The organism is Enterobacter sp. E20, assembly GCF_000801755.2.
Taxonomy (GTDB): Bacteria; Pseudomonadota; Gammaproteobacteria; order Enterobacterales; family Enterobacteriaceae; genus Enterobacter; species Enterobacter asburiae_B.
This window is the reverse complement of sequence record NZ_CP012999.1, coordinates 1,482,925-1,497,140: the sequence shown is the minus strand read 5'-3', so window position 1 is coordinate 1,497,140 and position 14,216 is coordinate 1,482,925. Positions and strand designations below refer to the sequence as shown.

The 14,216-nt window shown below is 58.2% G+C and carries 11 protein-coding genes; 7 read left to right on the top strand and 4 right to left on the bottom strand.

Translation table 11 applies throughout. From position 1 onward, the window contains the following. Positions 1–25: 25 nt before the first annotated feature. Both macB and macA read right to left on the bottom strand, forming a co-directional pair. Positions 26–1,966, bottom strand: coding sequence for a macrolide ABC transporter ATP-binding protein/permease MacB (gene macB / locus NI40_RS06965; protein WP_032658224.1), 1,941 nt, complete (start codon positions 1,964–1,966; stop codon positions 26–28). Then, entirely contained in the window at positions 1,963–3,078 is a 1,116-nt protein-coding gene (macA, locus tag NI40_RS06960) for a macrolide transporter subunit MacA (RefSeq protein ID WP_039261540.1), read from the bottom strand. Before macA ends, macB begins: the two co-directional genes overlap by 4 nt. A gap of 159 nt (positions 3,079–3,237) precedes the next feature. On the opposite strand from macA, the gene NI40_RS06955 reads away from it, so the two are divergent. Beyond that, on the top strand, positions 3,238–4,194 hold the full coding sequence (locus NI40_RS06955) for a VirK/YbjX family protein (protein ID WP_039261538.1): 957 nt from the start codon (positions 3,238–3,240) through the stop codon (positions 4,192–4,194). On the opposite strand, the gene NI40_RS06950 is transcribed toward NI40_RS06955, so the two are convergent. Next, positions 4,191–5,849, bottom strand: a complete 1,659-nt coding sequence (locus tag NI40_RS06950; protein WP_029739481.1) for an ATP-dependent endonuclease — start codon at positions 5,847–5,849, stop codon at positions 4,191–4,193. The two genes, NI40_RS06955 and NI40_RS06950, sit on opposite strands and share 4 nt — an antisense overlap. Before the next feature lie 372 nt (positions 5,850–6,221). On the opposite strand from NI40_RS06950, the gene aqpZ reads away from it, so the two are divergent. From aqpZ to hcr, 4 genes are all read left to right on the top strand, one after another. Further along, positions 6,222–6,917, top strand: coding sequence for an aquaporin Z (gene aqpZ / locus NI40_RS06945; protein ID WP_033145073.1), 696 nt, complete (start codon positions 6,222–6,224; stop codon positions 6,915–6,917). A gap of 181 nt (positions 6,918–7,098) precedes the next feature. Next, positions 7,099–7,998, top strand: coding sequence for a lysine exporter LysO family protein (locus tag NI40_RS06940; protein WP_033145072.1), 900 nt, complete (start codon positions 7,099–7,101; stop codon positions 7,996–7,998). Positions 7,999–8,142: 144 nt separating this feature from the next. Beyond that, complete coding sequence (gene hcp / locus NI40_RS06935) at positions 8,143–9,795, top strand: hydroxylamine reductase (protein WP_033145071.1); 1,653 nt, start codon at positions 8,143–8,145, stop codon at positions 9,793–9,795. A gap of 10 nt (positions 9,796–9,805) precedes the next feature. Further along, on the top strand, positions 9,806–10,774 hold the full coding sequence (gene hcr / locus NI40_RS06930) for an NADH oxidoreductase (RefSeq protein WP_039261537.1): 969 nt from the start codon (positions 9,806–9,808) through the stop codon (positions 10,772–10,774). 90 nt (positions 10,775–10,864) lie between these two features. On the opposite strand, the gene NI40_RS06925 is transcribed toward hcr, so the two are convergent. Next, complete coding sequence (locus tag NI40_RS06925) at positions 10,865–11,299, bottom strand: DoxX family protein (protein ID WP_033145069.1); 435 nt, start codon at positions 11,297–11,299, stop codon at positions 10,865–10,867. A gap of 151 nt (positions 11,300–11,450) precedes the next feature. Between NI40_RS06925 and poxB the strand changes: the two genes are divergently transcribed. Beyond that, positions 11,451–13,169, top strand: a complete 1,719-nt coding sequence (poxB, locus tag NI40_RS06920; protein ID WP_039261536.1) for a ubiquinone-dependent pyruvate dehydrogenase — start codon at positions 11,451–11,453, stop codon at positions 13,167–13,169. 38 nt (positions 13,170–13,207) lie between these two features. Further along, positions 13,208–14,209, top strand: a complete 1,002-nt coding sequence (gene ltaE / locus NI40_RS06915; protein WP_033145067.1) for a low-specificity L-threonine aldolase — start codon at positions 13,208–13,210, stop codon at positions 14,207–14,209. Positions 14,210–14,216: the final 7 nt, after the last annotated feature.

Genomic DNA, 14,216 nt, shown 5'->3' with positions numbered 1-14,216 from the left:
ATCGGCTGGCATTTTTATTTTCGGGTTATTCCCGAGCCAGCGCGTCCACCGGATCCAGCCGCGCCGCGTTGCGTGCGGGCAACCAGCCAAACAAAATGCCGGTAAAGGTCGAACACAAAAATGCGGTGATAATGGCAACCGGCGAGAAGCCAATCTCCCAGCCGGGTAAAAAGAGCTGAAGCGCAAACGCGATCATCATCGAGAGCGCAATGCCCATCGCCCCGCCAACCAGACACACCAGCACCGCTTCAATCAAAAACTGCTGCAGCACGTCGCTGGCCCGGGCCCCGACCGCCATGCGAATGCCGATCTCCCGGGTACGTTCGGTGACCGACACCAGCATGATATTCATCACCCCGATACCGCCGACGACCAGCGAGATCACCGCCACCAGCGTGAGGAACAGCTGAAGAGTACGTGTGGTCTTTTCCGCCGTTTTCAAGAGGCCGTCCATATTCCAGGTGAAGAAATCTTTCTTCCCGTGGCGCAGGGTTAACAGCCGTTCAAGCTGCTGTTCGGCCAGCGCGCTGTCGTAGCCCTCCTTCACGCGTACGGTGATGGAGTTGAGCCATGACTGCCCCATAATCCGCCCTGAGATGGTGGTGTAGGGCAGCCAGACGCGCAGGATCTTACTGCTGCCAAACATCGACTGCTTCTCTTCCGCCACGCCGATGACCGTGGCAGGCATGTTGCCGACCAGAATCACTTCGCCCACCACATTGGCTTTGTTTGGGAAAAGCTGCCTGCGCGAGTTCGCGTCCAGCACCACCACCTGCGCCCTGCCCGCCAGCTGCTCGGCGTTGAAGGTAGCGCCTTCGCTGAAGGTCATGCCGTAGACGTTGAAGTAGTCTCCGCTCACGCCGTTAGCGCTGGCGGCCACGTCAACATTGCCCACGCGCAGACGCAGGTTCTGCGAAACCGCAGGCGTGGCGGAGTTCACCCACGGCTGCTTCTGAATCGCCGCCAGATCGTCGTATTTCAGCGCCTGCTGATACTGCGGCTCGTCGTCGCCAAAGTCTTTGCCGGGATAGACGTCAATGGTATTGGTGCCAATGGCGCGAATATCGGCCAGCACCAGCTGCTTCGCCGCGTCGCCCACCACCACGATCGACACCACCGAGGCGATACCGATAATGATGCCGAGCATCGTCAGCAGGGTGCGCATTTTATTGGCTGCCATCGCCAGCCAGGCCATGGTCAGCGCTTCGCGAAAGCCGCTGGAGAACTGTCCCCAGCCGGTTGATGCCGGCAGCGCTTCTTTCGGCGCCGCAGCCCTGGACTCACGCGGCGGCGGGTTGCTGACCAGCTCGCCGTCGTGGATCTCAATAATGCGTTCCGCCTGCGCCGCCACCTGCGGATCGTGGGTAACAATGATGACAGTGTGGCCCTGATCGCGAAGCTGGTGAAGGATCGCCATCACCTCTTCGCCGGAATGGCTGTCAAGTGCCCCGGTCGGTTCATCCGCGAGGATCACCTGCCCGCCGTTCATCAGCGCACGGGCAATACTCACGCGCTGCTGCTGGCCGCCGGACAGCTGCGAGGGCTGGTACTCCACCCGCTCCGCCAGCCCCAGACGCGTCAGCAGCATCTGCGCGCGCTCAAGTCGCTTTTTCCGCTCGACGCCCGCATACACCGCAGGCACTTCCACGTTCTGCGCCGCATTCAGGTGAGAAAGCAAATGGTAACGCTGGAAGATAAAGCCGAAATGTTCTCGACGCAGCTTCGCCAGCGCGTCGCCGTCCAGCGTGGAGACATCCGTCCCGGCCACGCGATAGGTACCGCTGGTCGGTTTATCCAGACAGCCGAGAATGTTCATCAGCGTCGATTTACCGGAACCCGATGCCCCGACAATCGCCACCATCTCGCCCGCTTCCACGCGCAGGGAGATGCCCTTCAGCACCTCCACCGGACCGTCGCCTGACGGATAGCTGCGACGAATGTTATTCAGCTCAAGCAGCGCCGTCATTTAGCGGCTCCGGGCAGGCTTTCGCTGACAACAACCTCCTCGCCCTCTTCCAGACCTTTCACCACCACCACGTCGGTGTCGTTGCGCGCGCCGATCACGACCTCGCGCTCGCGCGTTTCGCCGTTGCGCAGCACTTTCACTTTATAACGGCTCTCCCCGGCGGACTCGCCGAGCGCAGAGAGCGGAATGGTCAGCACGTTCTTCACGCCGGTCAGCTGGATATGCACTTGTGCGGTCATGTCCAGACGCAGCACGCCCTGCGGGTTTGGCACCTCAAAGCGGGCATAGTAGAAGATAGCGTCGTTAACTTTTTCCGGCGTCGGCAGAATGTCTTTCAGCACGCCTTCGTAGCGCGTCTGCGGGTCGCCCAGCACCGTAAACCAGGCGTTTTGTCCGGGCTTAAGATGGATAACATCCGCCTCTGAGACCTGGGCTTTGACCAGCATGGTGCTCATGTCAGCCAGCGTCAGAATGTTTGGCGCCTGCTGCGCGGCAATCACCGTCTGGCCCTGCAGCGTGGTGATCTGGGTGACTTCGCCCACCATCGGCGCGACGATTTTGGTGTAGTCGAGGTTAGTTTTTGCCGTATCCAGCGAGGCCTGGTTGCGTTTGATCTGCGCGTCAATCGTGCCAATTTGCGCCTGTTTGACCGCCAGTTCTGTGGTGGCAGTATCTAAATCCTGTTTTGAAATAGCCTGGGTTTTGGCCAGCGCCTGCTGACGGGTCAGCGTAACCTGAGCCAGGTTACGTTCTGCCAGCGCCTGCGCACGCTGCGCGCGCAGCTCCATCAGCGTGGCTTCCACCTCGCGGATCTGGTTCTCAGCCTGCTCAGGATCGATAACGCCGAGCAGCTGGCCTTTTTTCACCTTGTCGCCAATCTCAACCGACAGCGTTTTCAGCTGGCCGCTGACCTGAGCGCCGACGTCAACCTTGCGCAGCGCGTCAAGCTTGCCCGTCGCGAGGACGTTTTGCTGCAGTTCGCCCGGGCGAACAATCAGCGTCTGATACTGCGGCACCGGCGCATTCAGCACCTGCCATAGCCAGTACCCACCGGCTAAAACCGCGACCGCCAGCAGCAGAAACAGCGTTCTGCGTTTTCCCTTGAGGTTCATAAATATTCCAAATAAATGTTCTGGCAATTATAAATGTTGATTCTATCTAAACGACTCCTCAACGAAACCCCTGTTCTCCGAAATCGCCCTAATTTGTTTACGAGACGTTGACATTTCCCCTGTTGAAATAGCGATATTCCAAAAGGATCAGGATCTACCATGTCTTCTATCGTCGATACATCACTTTCAAACCTGCCGCAGCCAAAAACCGGCTGGCAACTCTTCAAAAACCTGGCTTTTGGTGAGATCGCACCCGGGCTGGCATGGGAAAAAACCGCCTACCGACGTAAGTTCATGCTGCGTTCACTGGCGACACCGCTCAGCACCGCTCGCCTGCTGTCTGATCTTGCGAAACATCCGCACCTGATGCAAATGCTCCAGGTTCAGCCGGGGCTGCCGTGTCGCCTTCATCGTCCGTGGCTGACGGTCAATATGGATCGACAGCGTGCGCTGGAATCGCTGTCCTGGCACTATCAGATGATGTGTCGCCAGCTGCCGGCAACGCTGACAAAGGGTTACCTTTCAAAGCAGGGCGTGACTCTGCTGACCTTAACCGGAAAAGATGAACAGCAATTTACCGTCCGCCTGTGTGCCGACGCGTTTATGGATAAAGAGGGAGAAGCTACCCTCGTTTTCTGTGACAGTCAAAATACGGCGCTGGCGGAGATGACCTTTACGCTATGCCAGTTTGAGGGAAAATCAACGCTGTTCATTGGCGGTTTGCAGGGCGCAAAAGCGCATGTTCCCCACGAGCTGATCCAGGGTGCGACGAAAACCTGCCACGGTCTGTTCCCGAAACGTCTGCTGGTCGAGGCCGCAATGACGCTCGGCGCCGCGTTCCCGGTAGAGCAAATAGTCGCCGTCAGTAACGATACCCACATTTATCGCAGCTGGCGCTACCGTAAGAAAAAAGAGGGGAAACTGCTGGCCGATTACGACAGTTTCTGGAGCTCCATCGGCGGTGAAAAGCAGGACAACGGTAACTTTATGCTGCCGCTCGTCATGCCGCGTAAACCGATGGAAGAGATCGCCAGCAAAAAACGTTCCGAATATCGCCGCCGCTACGCGCTGCTGGATAGCCTGATTCAGCAGGTGAAACAGGCGACCCAGCGCTAATCCGCTTTCCCGCGTGCCAGCCACAGCACGCGGGAGAACATCTTCCGCAGCAGGGTCGGTACCGCCTCCACGCCCCGCCTTCCCGCTTCCGTCGCCACTTCAATGGCTAAATCCGGTTTTGACGAACGGTGAATGGCTTTGGCGATCACCCGCCGCATGTTCATTGGGACATCGACCGGCACCATGGCAATTCGGTGGAAGACGTCGTCGAACCCCTGGCGATACATAAAGTGTTCCATGTCCATCGCGGGCAGCATGGTTAAATGATCGCGCTCTTCCTCGCGCTCGTTATTCAGCAGGCTCCGCACGGTCGAGGCATATTTTTTACCCGCCTCATCACCGTCTACCAGCACGTGCCACTCGATCCCCATCCGGCGGGCAAATTTTATCAGCGGCTTTAATCCCGACTGGGCGAATTCGATCACCTTAATGCCTTCCGCATCAAAATGGTGGCCGCACTGGCGCGCCAGTTCGTTGATGACCCAGGTTTCCGTCTCCCCCTCCACCAGCAGCCAGCAGCGGGCAAAGAGCGACGACGCCCGATTAAAGCGAATATGAAACGCGATGCGCCGCCCGTCTTCCGCGTTCAAACCGCCCGGCCCAAGCCGGAAAGCGGAGACGCGGGAGGATTCACGCACCAGGCGACAGACGTGTTCTACCGGCGTCAGCGATAATAATTCCCCGGAATTGGTGGTCGTAATGCGCTGTAGCGGCAACAGATTCAGCAGATGCCATGCCACGGAGAGCATGATGGGATGCAGGCGCGTTTCCGGGTCTTCCACCAGCAGCAGCGGCCGGGCGTCCCGGTCCAGACGAACGGTGCCTTTGGCCTGCAGAAGCGTTGAAAACAGCCCCAGCAGAATCACCCGATGGGTGCGACCGCCGGGCCGGTCGATCATCCGGTTAATGATGTCGAGGTAACGCCAGCTTCGCTGCTCATCATGAGAGCGGCGGCGCATCAGACGGTGGCGCGATTCCGACGTGCCCTGCTCGGAAAAATAGTGCTCCAGGAGTTGCACCATTGCGGACAACCCCTGACGAATTTGGCCATCGGTCAGATTCTGCGGACGCGACACCAGCTCTCTGGCCAGAAAATCCAGCTCGCGGGCGGTGACTTCCACTTCCGGCATATTGGGTACGGTACCGTTACGAATACGCCGCATAAAGCGCGCATCGCGCAGGCGTAACACCGGCGTCAGGCGGATCAGGTGGCGGGCCAGATCGTCGATATTGTCCAGCGGGATCGGGTTGGCTTTCTCATCGAGAAAATCACGCAGGGTGAGTACCCCCTCGTTCTCCGCCATCTCGCCTTCCAGCCGATAAAAAATCCGGTGGAAACCGTCATCGCACGGCACCCAGCAGGGTGACAGCGGGCGGAAGCGACGCACGCGGTGACGTCCGGGTTCGGATTCGCGGAACGTCAGGATGATATGCAGGTGCTTCTCGCGCCCCGTCACGTCGCCGGGCGGGAACCAGAAATCGTCGCGGACGAAGTGATACAGATCGTCCTCGGGCGAAAGCAGTAGCGTCAATGCATCCAGCAGGCTGGACTTACCCCACGCGTTCTCGCCGATCAGGACGTTGTTCTGCTCCAGCTGCAGCGACAGGCGGTTAATACCGCGAAACCCGACAATTTCCACACGTTCGAGAAGCATAAATCCCCCGCGATATGATCACTTTTTCCTTCAAGTTATCAGCAGTATAGCGGGATGCAGACGGGCTTGACACTGCAATCCGCCTCCATAACCTGGCGGAAGCACGAAAAATTCAGAATTTATCCATCAGGTTTCATTTGAAATAACCCACATCTCGCAAGATACTACCGCCCGCAAATTGGACTATGCTCTATTTACCTCCAGTTTGAACAAGGATTGACATCACATTGCCTTAAATCAAATTAATCGAATTTATTTAAGTGGCGAAGGGGTGTTGTTGGTTTTTAAAATACGGGCTCTTTGAGTCGTCATCCCTTTATGGCGATATATCCCGTGCGCGGGAATGCGTGCGGATAATTATTTGAGGTGGTTATGTTTAGAAAATTGGCAGCAGAATGCTTTGGTACATTCTGGCTGGTATTTGGTGGCTGCGGTAGCGCCGTTCTGGCAGCAGCATTCCCGGAATTAGGTATCGGTTTTGTCGGCGTCGCGCTGGCGTTTGGTTTAACCGTATTAACCATGGCGTTTGCCGTGGGGCATATTTCCGGCGGTCATTTTAACCCGGCAGTAACGTTAGGTTTATGGGCGGGCGGCCGTTTCCCTGCGAAAGACGTGATTGGCTATATTGTGGCGCAGGTGGTTGGCGGTATTATCGCGGCGGGCGTTCTGTACGTGATTGCCAGCGGTAAAGCCGGCTTCGACGCGGCGGCCAGCGGCTTTGCCTCTAACGGCTTTGGCGAACACTCTCCGGGCGGCTACTCCATGCTGTCTGCCATTGTGATTGAAATCGTGCTGACCGCAGGCTTCCTGCTGGTGATCCACGGCGCAACGGACAAACACGCTCCAGCCGGTTTTGCCCCGATTGCCATTGGTCTGGCGCTGACGCTTATCCACCTGATTTCTATTCCGGTCACCAACACCTCCGTTAACCCGGCACGCAGTACCGCCGTCGCCATCTTCCAGGGCGGCTGGGCGCTTGAGCAGCTGTGGCTGTTCTGGGTGATGCCAGTTATCGGCGGTATTCTGGGTGGCGTGCTGTATCGCACCCTGCTGGAAAAACGCGATTAATCTTTCCTCTCTCTCCCCGTGGGAGAGGTCCGGGGTGAGGGCTTCAGGCCGCACACCCCACGTAGACACAAGCCGGGTAAAGCGTAGCCGCCGCCCGGCTTTCTTTTGCCGCTTTACTGAACAGCCTTTATTGGGTAGTGTCACTGGCGCTTAACCGATACTCAAAAAGGACCGGCTGTTCATGTTTTCAGGACTCCTCATCATTTTGCTGCCCTTGATCGTGGGCTATCTTATTCCGCTGCATCGTGAATCCGCATTAAGGCTCATTAATCGATTCCTGAGCTGGATTGTCTACGTTATTCTTTTCTTTATGGGGATTAGCCTGGCATTTCTGGACAACTTATCGGCGAATTTACTCTCCATCCTCCATTATTCTGTCGTCACCGTAGTGGTTATTTTGCTGTGCAATATTGCCGCGCTGCTGTGGCTGGAACGCACTATTCCATGGAAAAATCACCATCATCAGGAAAAACTCCCTTCACGAATTGCAATGGCGCTTGAATCATTAAAATTATGCGGCGTTGTGGTGCTCGGTTTTCTTCTTGGGCTGACCGGTTGGGCATTTTTACAGCACGCGACTGAGGCCAGTGAATATACGCTGATCTTCCTGCTGTTCCTGATTGGTATTCAATTACGAAATAATGGCATGACGCTGAAACAAATTGTCCTCAACCGTCGGGGGATGATGGTTGCGGTTATGGTTGTTGCCAGTTCAATGGTAGCGGGCGTCATCAACGCCTTTATTCTCGATCTGCCGCTGAAAACCGGCCTGGCGATGGCGTCCGGTTTTGGCTGGTATTCGCTCTCCGGTATTCTGCTGACCGAATCATTCGGACCGGTGATCGGCAGCGCCGCCTTCTTTAACGATCTGGCGCGCGAGCTGATTGCCATCATGCTGATCCCGAGCCTGGTTCGCCGCAGTCGTTCTACCGCGCTGGGCCTGTGCGGCGCGACGTCGATGGACTTTACCCTGCCGGTACTACAACGCTCCGGCGGGCTGGAGATGGTGCCCGCGGCTATCGTGCACGGCTTTATTTTAAGCCTGCTGGTTCCGGTCCTGATGGCCTTCTTCTCTGCCTGATACTTCTTTGGCGGTAGGTTTCCTGCCGCCAAAATTGCGCTAAATCAATCTCCCTCTATTTTGTAGCAGAAAGCCCTTTTCTCCGTTCTGGCACAGGCATAATCTTAAACATGTATATCAAATATAACTTTAACAGGTGTGATTATGTTTTGTGTGCAATGTGAACAAACCATCCGTACCCCGGCAGGCAATGGCTGCTCTTACGCACAGGGTATGTGCGGCAAAACCGCAGAAACATCTGACCTGCAGGACCTGCTGATTGCGGCTCTGCAAGGCCTTTCCGCATGGGCGTTCAAAGCCCGCGAATACGGCATTGTCGACCACTACGTCGACAGCTTCGCCCCGCGCGCGTTTTTCTCCACGCTGACCAACGTTAACTTCGACTCTCCGCGCATTGTCGGCTACGCCCGCGAAGCGATTGCCCTGCGTGAGGCGCTGAAAGCCCAGTGCCTGAAGGCGGATGCCTCCGCTCGCGTGGAAAACCCGATGTCAGAACTTCAGCTGGTCAGCGACGATTTGGGCGACCTCCAGCGTCAGGCGGCAGAATTCACCCCGAATAAAGACAAAGCGGCGATTGGCGAGAACATTCTCGGCCTGCGCCTGCTGTGCCTGTACGGCCTGAAAGGCGCTGCGGCCTATATGGAGCACGCGCACGTTCTGGGTCAGTACGACAATGAGATTTATGCCCAGTACCACAAAATCATGGCGTGGCTGGGCACCTGGCCTGCCGATATGAACGCCCTGCTTGAGTGCTCAATGGAAATCGGCCAGATGAACTTCCGCGTGATGAGCATTCTGGATGCCGGTGAAACCAGCACCTACGGCCACCCGACGCCGACGCAGGTCAACGTCAAGGCAACCGAAGGCAAGTGCATTCTGATTTCCGGTCACGACCTGAAAGATCTCTACAACCTGCTGAAGCAAACCGAAGGCACCGGCGTTAACGTGTATACCCACGGCGAAATGCTGCCGGCGCACGGCTACCCGGAGCTGCGTAAATTTAAGCATCTCATCGGTAACTACGGCAGCGGCTGGCAGAACCAGCAGGTGGAGTTCGCCCGCTTCCCTGGCCCTATCGTGATGACCTCTAACTGCATCATCGACCCGACCGTCGGCGCGTACGATGACCGCATCTGGACCCGCAGCATCGTTGGCTGGCCGGGCGTGAGCCATCTTGAAGGTGACGATTTCGGTCCGGTTATCGCCCAGGCGCAGCAGATGGCAGGCTTCCCGTACAGCGAGATCCCGCACCTTATTACCGTCGGCTTCGGTCGTGAAACCCTGCTGGGTGCCGCTGATTCGCTGATCGATCTCGTCAGCCGTGAAAAGCTGCGCCACATTTTCCTCGTCGGCGGCTGCGACGGCGCGCGCGGCGAGCGTAACTACTTCACCGATTTCGCCACCAGCGTGCCGGAAGACTGCCTGATCCTGACCCTGGCGTGCGGCAAATACCGTTTCAACAAGCTGGACTTCGGCGACATCGAAGGTCTGCCGCGCCTGATCGATGCAGGCCAGTGTAACGATGCTTACTCGGCCATCATTCTGGCGGTCACCCTGGCGGAGAAACTGGGCTGCGGCGTGAACGACCTGCCGCTGTCGCTGGTGCTGTCATGGTTCGAGCAGAAAGCGATTGTCATCCTCCTGACCCTGCTCTCTCTCGGCGTCACCAACATCGTGACCGGCCCGACCGCGCCTGGCTTCCTGACGCCGGACCTGCTGGCGGTGCTGAACGAGAAATTCGGCCTGCGTTCCGTGACCAACGTTGAAGATGATATGAAACAGCTGCTGAGCGCGTAAGGAGTAATTCATGACCATGCCAACCTCACAATGTCCGTGGCGGATGCAGGTTCATCACATCCATCAGGAGACGCCGGATGTGTGGACGCTGTCGCTGCTGTGCCATGACTACTATCCGTACCGTGCAGGCCAGTACGCGCTGGTCAGCGTTCGCAATTCGGCGGATACGCTGCGCGCCTACACGATCTCCTCCACGCCGGGCGTGAGCGAGTACATTACGCTCACCGTCCGCCGCATTGACGACGGCGCGGGCTCTCAGTGGCTGACGCGGGACGTCAAGCGCGGGGATTATATCTGGCTGTCCGACGCGCAGGGGGAATTCACCTGTGACGATAAGACGGACGATAAATTCCTGCTGCTGGCGGCGGGCTGTGGCGTAACGCCAATTATGTCGATGCGCCGCTGGCTGGCGAAGAACCGCCCGCAGGCCAACGTGCAGGCGATCTTCAGCGTCCGTTCCCCGGAAGATGTGATCTTTGCCGGGGAGTGGCGTGATTATCCGGTGACGCTGGTGGCGGAGCACAACGCGACCCACGGCTTTGTGCCCGGTCGCCTGAGCCGCGAGCTGCTGCAAAGCGTGCCGGATATCGCGAACCGCACCGTGATGACCTGCGGCCCGGCGCCGTACATGGATATCGTGGAGAAAGAAGTGAAAGCGCTTGGCGTGACCCGCTTCTTCAAAGAGCAGTTCTTCACGCCGGTGGCGGAAGCGGCAACCAGCGGCATTACCTTCACCAAACTGCAGCCTGCGCAGACCTTCTTTGGCCGCGTGGGGACCACGCTGCTGGAGGCGCTGGAAAGCAACAAGGTGCCGGTAGTGGCTGCCTGTCGTGCGGGCGTGTGCGGCTGCTGTAAGACGAAGGTGGTTTCCGGGGAGTACACCGTCACCAGCACCATGACGCTGTCCGACGCGGAAATTGCCGAGGGTTACGTGCTGGCATGCTCATGCCATCCACAGGGCGATCTGGTCCTCGCATAAACGGTAAGCGTTCGATCGTAGGCCCGGTAAGCGTCAGCGCCACCGGGCTTTTTGTCGGGTGACACTGCGTTTACCCGACCTACAACAACCTCACCGCCACGCGGGCGCTTTACCCAGCGCAAACCGCCCCGCCCCTAAAAACGCGACCGCCAGCGAGCCGATAAAGAAGTACACCAGGCTTTCAATCGCCCATGCGCCTACCTTATCGAGGGCGAGCGTTTCCCCCATTCCCACCATCAGCCACGCCACAATCATCGTAAAGGCCAGCACCAGCGCGGCCGGACGCGTAAAGAGCCCGACAATAATCAGGATCGGCGCCACCACTTCGCCAACTAACACCCCGTAGGCGATAAATCCCGGCAATCCTTTTTCCACCAGCATGCCGCTGATAAAGCCCACGCCGCCAAAAAGCTTGTGCAAACCGTGAAAAAGCATCAGCCCGCCGACGGCAAGTCGTAACAAGAGTTTGCCAAGATCGTCGCACGATAGCTTTTCATTAACAGCGATTAACAATGATTTAACCATTTGAAATAATTCCTGTTTTTACTGAGGTAGCACCAGATTATGCCGAATAATTGCGCATGAAAAGCACCTTTTAATTGGGGGCATGCGACGGGCAATACGGAGACTTTCTTCTAAGCTTGTAAGCGATATCACAAAAAGGAGACGGACAACCATGAAACAAACCGTGGCTGCATATATAGCGAAAACGCTCGAACAGGCTGGCGTGAAACGTATCTGGGGCGTAACCGGCGATTCCCTGAACGGACTTAGCGACAGCCTCAACAAGATGAAGACCATCGAATGGATGCCCACCCGCCATGAAGAGGTTGCCGCCTTCGCCGCAGGCGCTGAAGCGCAGATCACGGGGGAACTGGCCGTCTGCGCCGGATCGTGCGGGCCGGGTAACCTGCATCTGATCAACGGCCTCTTTGACTGTCACCGTAATCACGTGCCGGTGCTGGCGATTGCCGCCCATATCCCCTCTTCCGAAATCGGCAGCGGCTATTTTCAGGAGACGCATCCGCAGGAGCTGTTCCGTGAATGCAGCCACTATTGCGAGCTGGTTTCATCCCCGGAGCAGATCCCGCAGGTGCTGGCGATCGCCATGCGCAAAGCCGTGCTGAACCGCGGCGTTTCTGTGGTCGTTATCCCGGGCGATGTGGCCCTCAAGGCCGCGCCTGAAGGGGCCAGCACCCACTGGTATCACGCCCCGCAGCCGGTGGTGACGCCTGCGGAAGAGGAGCTGAAAAAGCTGGCTCAGCTGCTGCGTTACTCCAGCAATATCGCCCTGATGTGCGGCAGCGGCTGCGCGGGCGCGCACAAGGAGCTGCTTGAATTCGCCGGTAAGCTTAAGGCCCCCATTGTTCACGCCCTGCGCGGCAAAGAGCACGTCGAGTACGACAACCCCTTTGATGTGGGGATGACCGGTCTGATCGGTTTCTCCAGCGGCTTCCACACCATGATGAACGCCGACACGCTGATCCTGCTCGGCACCCAATTCCCGTATCGCGCGTTCTACCCGACGGATGCGAAAATCATTCAGATTGATATCAACCCGGCCAGCATCGGCGCGCACAGCAAGGTCGATATGGCGCTGGTGGGCGATATCAAGTCCACGCTTGCCGCCCTGCTGCCGCTGCTGGAAGAAAAAACGGACCGCAAGTTCCTTGATAAAGCCCTGAGCGACTATCGCGACGCCCGCAAGGGGCTGGACGACCTCGCCAAACCGAGCGACAAAGCGATTCACCCGCAGTATCTGGCGCAGCAGATCAGCCATTTCGCGGACGACGACGCCATCTTTACCTGCGACGTGGGCACGCCAACCGTCTGGGCGGCACGCTATCTGAAGATGAACGGCAAGCGTCGCCTGCTCGGCTCGTTCAACCACGGCTCGATGGCCAACGCCATGCCGCAGGCGCTGGGCGCAAAAGCGACGGCCCCGGAGCGTCAGGTGGTGGCGATGTGCGGCGACGGCGGGTTCAGCATGCTGATGGGGGATTTCCTGTCGGTGGTGCAGATGAAGCTCCCGTTGAAAATCGTGGTCTTTAACAATAGCGTGCTGGGCTTCGTGGCGATGGAGATGAAGGCCGGAGGCTATCTCACGGACGGCACCGAGCTGCACGACACCAACTTCGCACGCATCGCCGAGGCCTGCGGCATCACCGGTATTCGCGTGGAGAAAGCCTCAGAGGTGGACGAAGCCCTGCAGCGCGCATTTTCCATCGACGGTCCGGTGCTGGTGGATGTCGTCGTCGCCAAAGAAGAGCTGGCGATCCCGCCGCAGATCAAGCTTGAACAGGCCAAAGGCTTTAGCCTGTATATGCTGCGCGCCATCATCAGCGGGCGCGGCGACGAGGTGATCGAACTGGCAAAAACCAACTGGCTCAGGTAAAACATTTCGCATGACCTCTTAAAATAAAGGGATGTGAAATGATTGATTTACGCAGCGATACCGTAACCCGCCCGAGCCGCGCCATGCTCGAAGAGATGATGGCCGCCCCGGTCGGGGATGACGTTTACGGCGATGACCCAACGGTCAACGAACTGCAGCGTTACGCGGCAGAGCTGAGCGGCAAGGAAGCGGCCCTGTTTCTGCCAACCGGCACGCAGGCTAACCTGGTGGCGCTGCTCAGCCACTGCGAGCGCGGGGAAGAGTATATCGTCGGCCAGGGCGCGCATAACTATCTCTACGAAGCCGGCGGCGCGGCGGTGCTCGGCAGCATTCAGCCGCAGCCGATTGACGCCGCGCCGGACGGCTCCCTGCCGCTCGATAAAGTCGCGGCGAAAATCAAAGCTGACGATATTCACTTCGCCCGCACCCGACTGCTCAGCCTCGAAAACACCCACAACGGCAAAGTGCTGCCGCGCGAATACCTGAAAGCAGCGTGGGAATTCACCCGCGAGCGCCGGCTCGGCCTGCACGTTGACGGCGCGCGTATCTTTAACGCCGTCGTGGAGTATGGCTGCGAGCTGAAAGAGATTGCGCAATACTGCGACTCGTTCACCATCTGCCTCTCAAAAGGGCTGGGCACGCCGGTGGGCTCTCTGCTTGTGGGCGACGCGGACTACATCAAGCGCGCCAACCGCTGGCGTAAAATGACCGGCGGCGGCATGCGTCAGGCGGGTATTCTGGCGGCTGCCGGGCTGTATGCCCTGAAAAACAACGTGGCGCGCCTGAAGGACGATCACGACAACGCCGCGTGGATGGCGGCGCAGCTGCGCGAGATTGGCGCCGACGTGATGCGCCACGACACCAACATGCTGTTCGTACGCGTGGGCGATGACCGCGCCGCCGCGCTGGGTGAATTTATGAAATCACGTGGCGTGCTGATCAACGCCTCACCCGTCGTGCGCCTGGTCATGCATCTCGACGTGAGCCGCGAACAGCTGGCGGACGTGGTGAAACACTGGCAGGCGTTTTTACAGCGATAAGGAGCAT

Bases quoted from the DNA above. Each gene is read 5' to 3' on its own strand.
- macB (WP_032658224.1), bottom strand. From the start codon at position 1,966: ATGACGGCGCTGCTTGAGCTGAATAACATTCGTCGCAGCTATCCGTCA.
- macA (WP_039261540.1), bottom strand. From the start codon at position 3,078: ATGAACCTCAAGGGAAAACGCAGAACGCTGTTTCTGCTGCTGGCGGTC.
- NI40_RS06955 (WP_039261538.1), top strand. From the start codon at position 3,238: ATGTCTTCTATCGTCGATACATCACTTTCAAACCTGCCGCAGCCAAAA.
- NI40_RS06950 (WP_029739481.1), bottom strand. From the start codon at position 5,849: ATGCTTCTCGAACGTGTGGAAATTGTCGGGTTTCGCGGTATTAACCGC.
- aqpZ (WP_033145073.1), top strand. From the start codon at position 6,222: ATGTTTAGAAAATTGGCAGCAGAATGCTTTGGTACATTCTGGCTGGTA.
- NI40_RS06940 (WP_033145072.1), top strand. From the start codon at position 7,099: ATGTTTTCAGGACTCCTCATCATTTTGCTGCCCTTGATCGTGGGCTAT.
- hcp (WP_033145071.1), top strand. From the start codon at position 8,143: ATGTTTTGTGTGCAATGTGAACAAACCATCCGTACCCCGGCAGGCAAT.
- hcr (WP_039261537.1), top strand. From the start codon at position 9,806: ATGACCATGCCAACCTCACAATGTCCGTGGCGGATGCAGGTTCATCAC.
- NI40_RS06925 (WP_033145069.1), bottom strand. From the start codon at position 11,299: ATGGTTAAATCATTGTTAATCGCTGTTAATGAAAAGCTATCGTGCGAC.
- poxB (WP_039261536.1), top strand. From the start codon at position 11,451: ATGAAACAAACCGTGGCTGCATATATAGCGAAAACGCTCGAACAGGCT.
- ltaE (WP_033145067.1), top strand. From the start codon at position 13,208: ATGATTGATTTACGCAGCGATACCGTAACCCGCCCGAGCCGCGCCATG.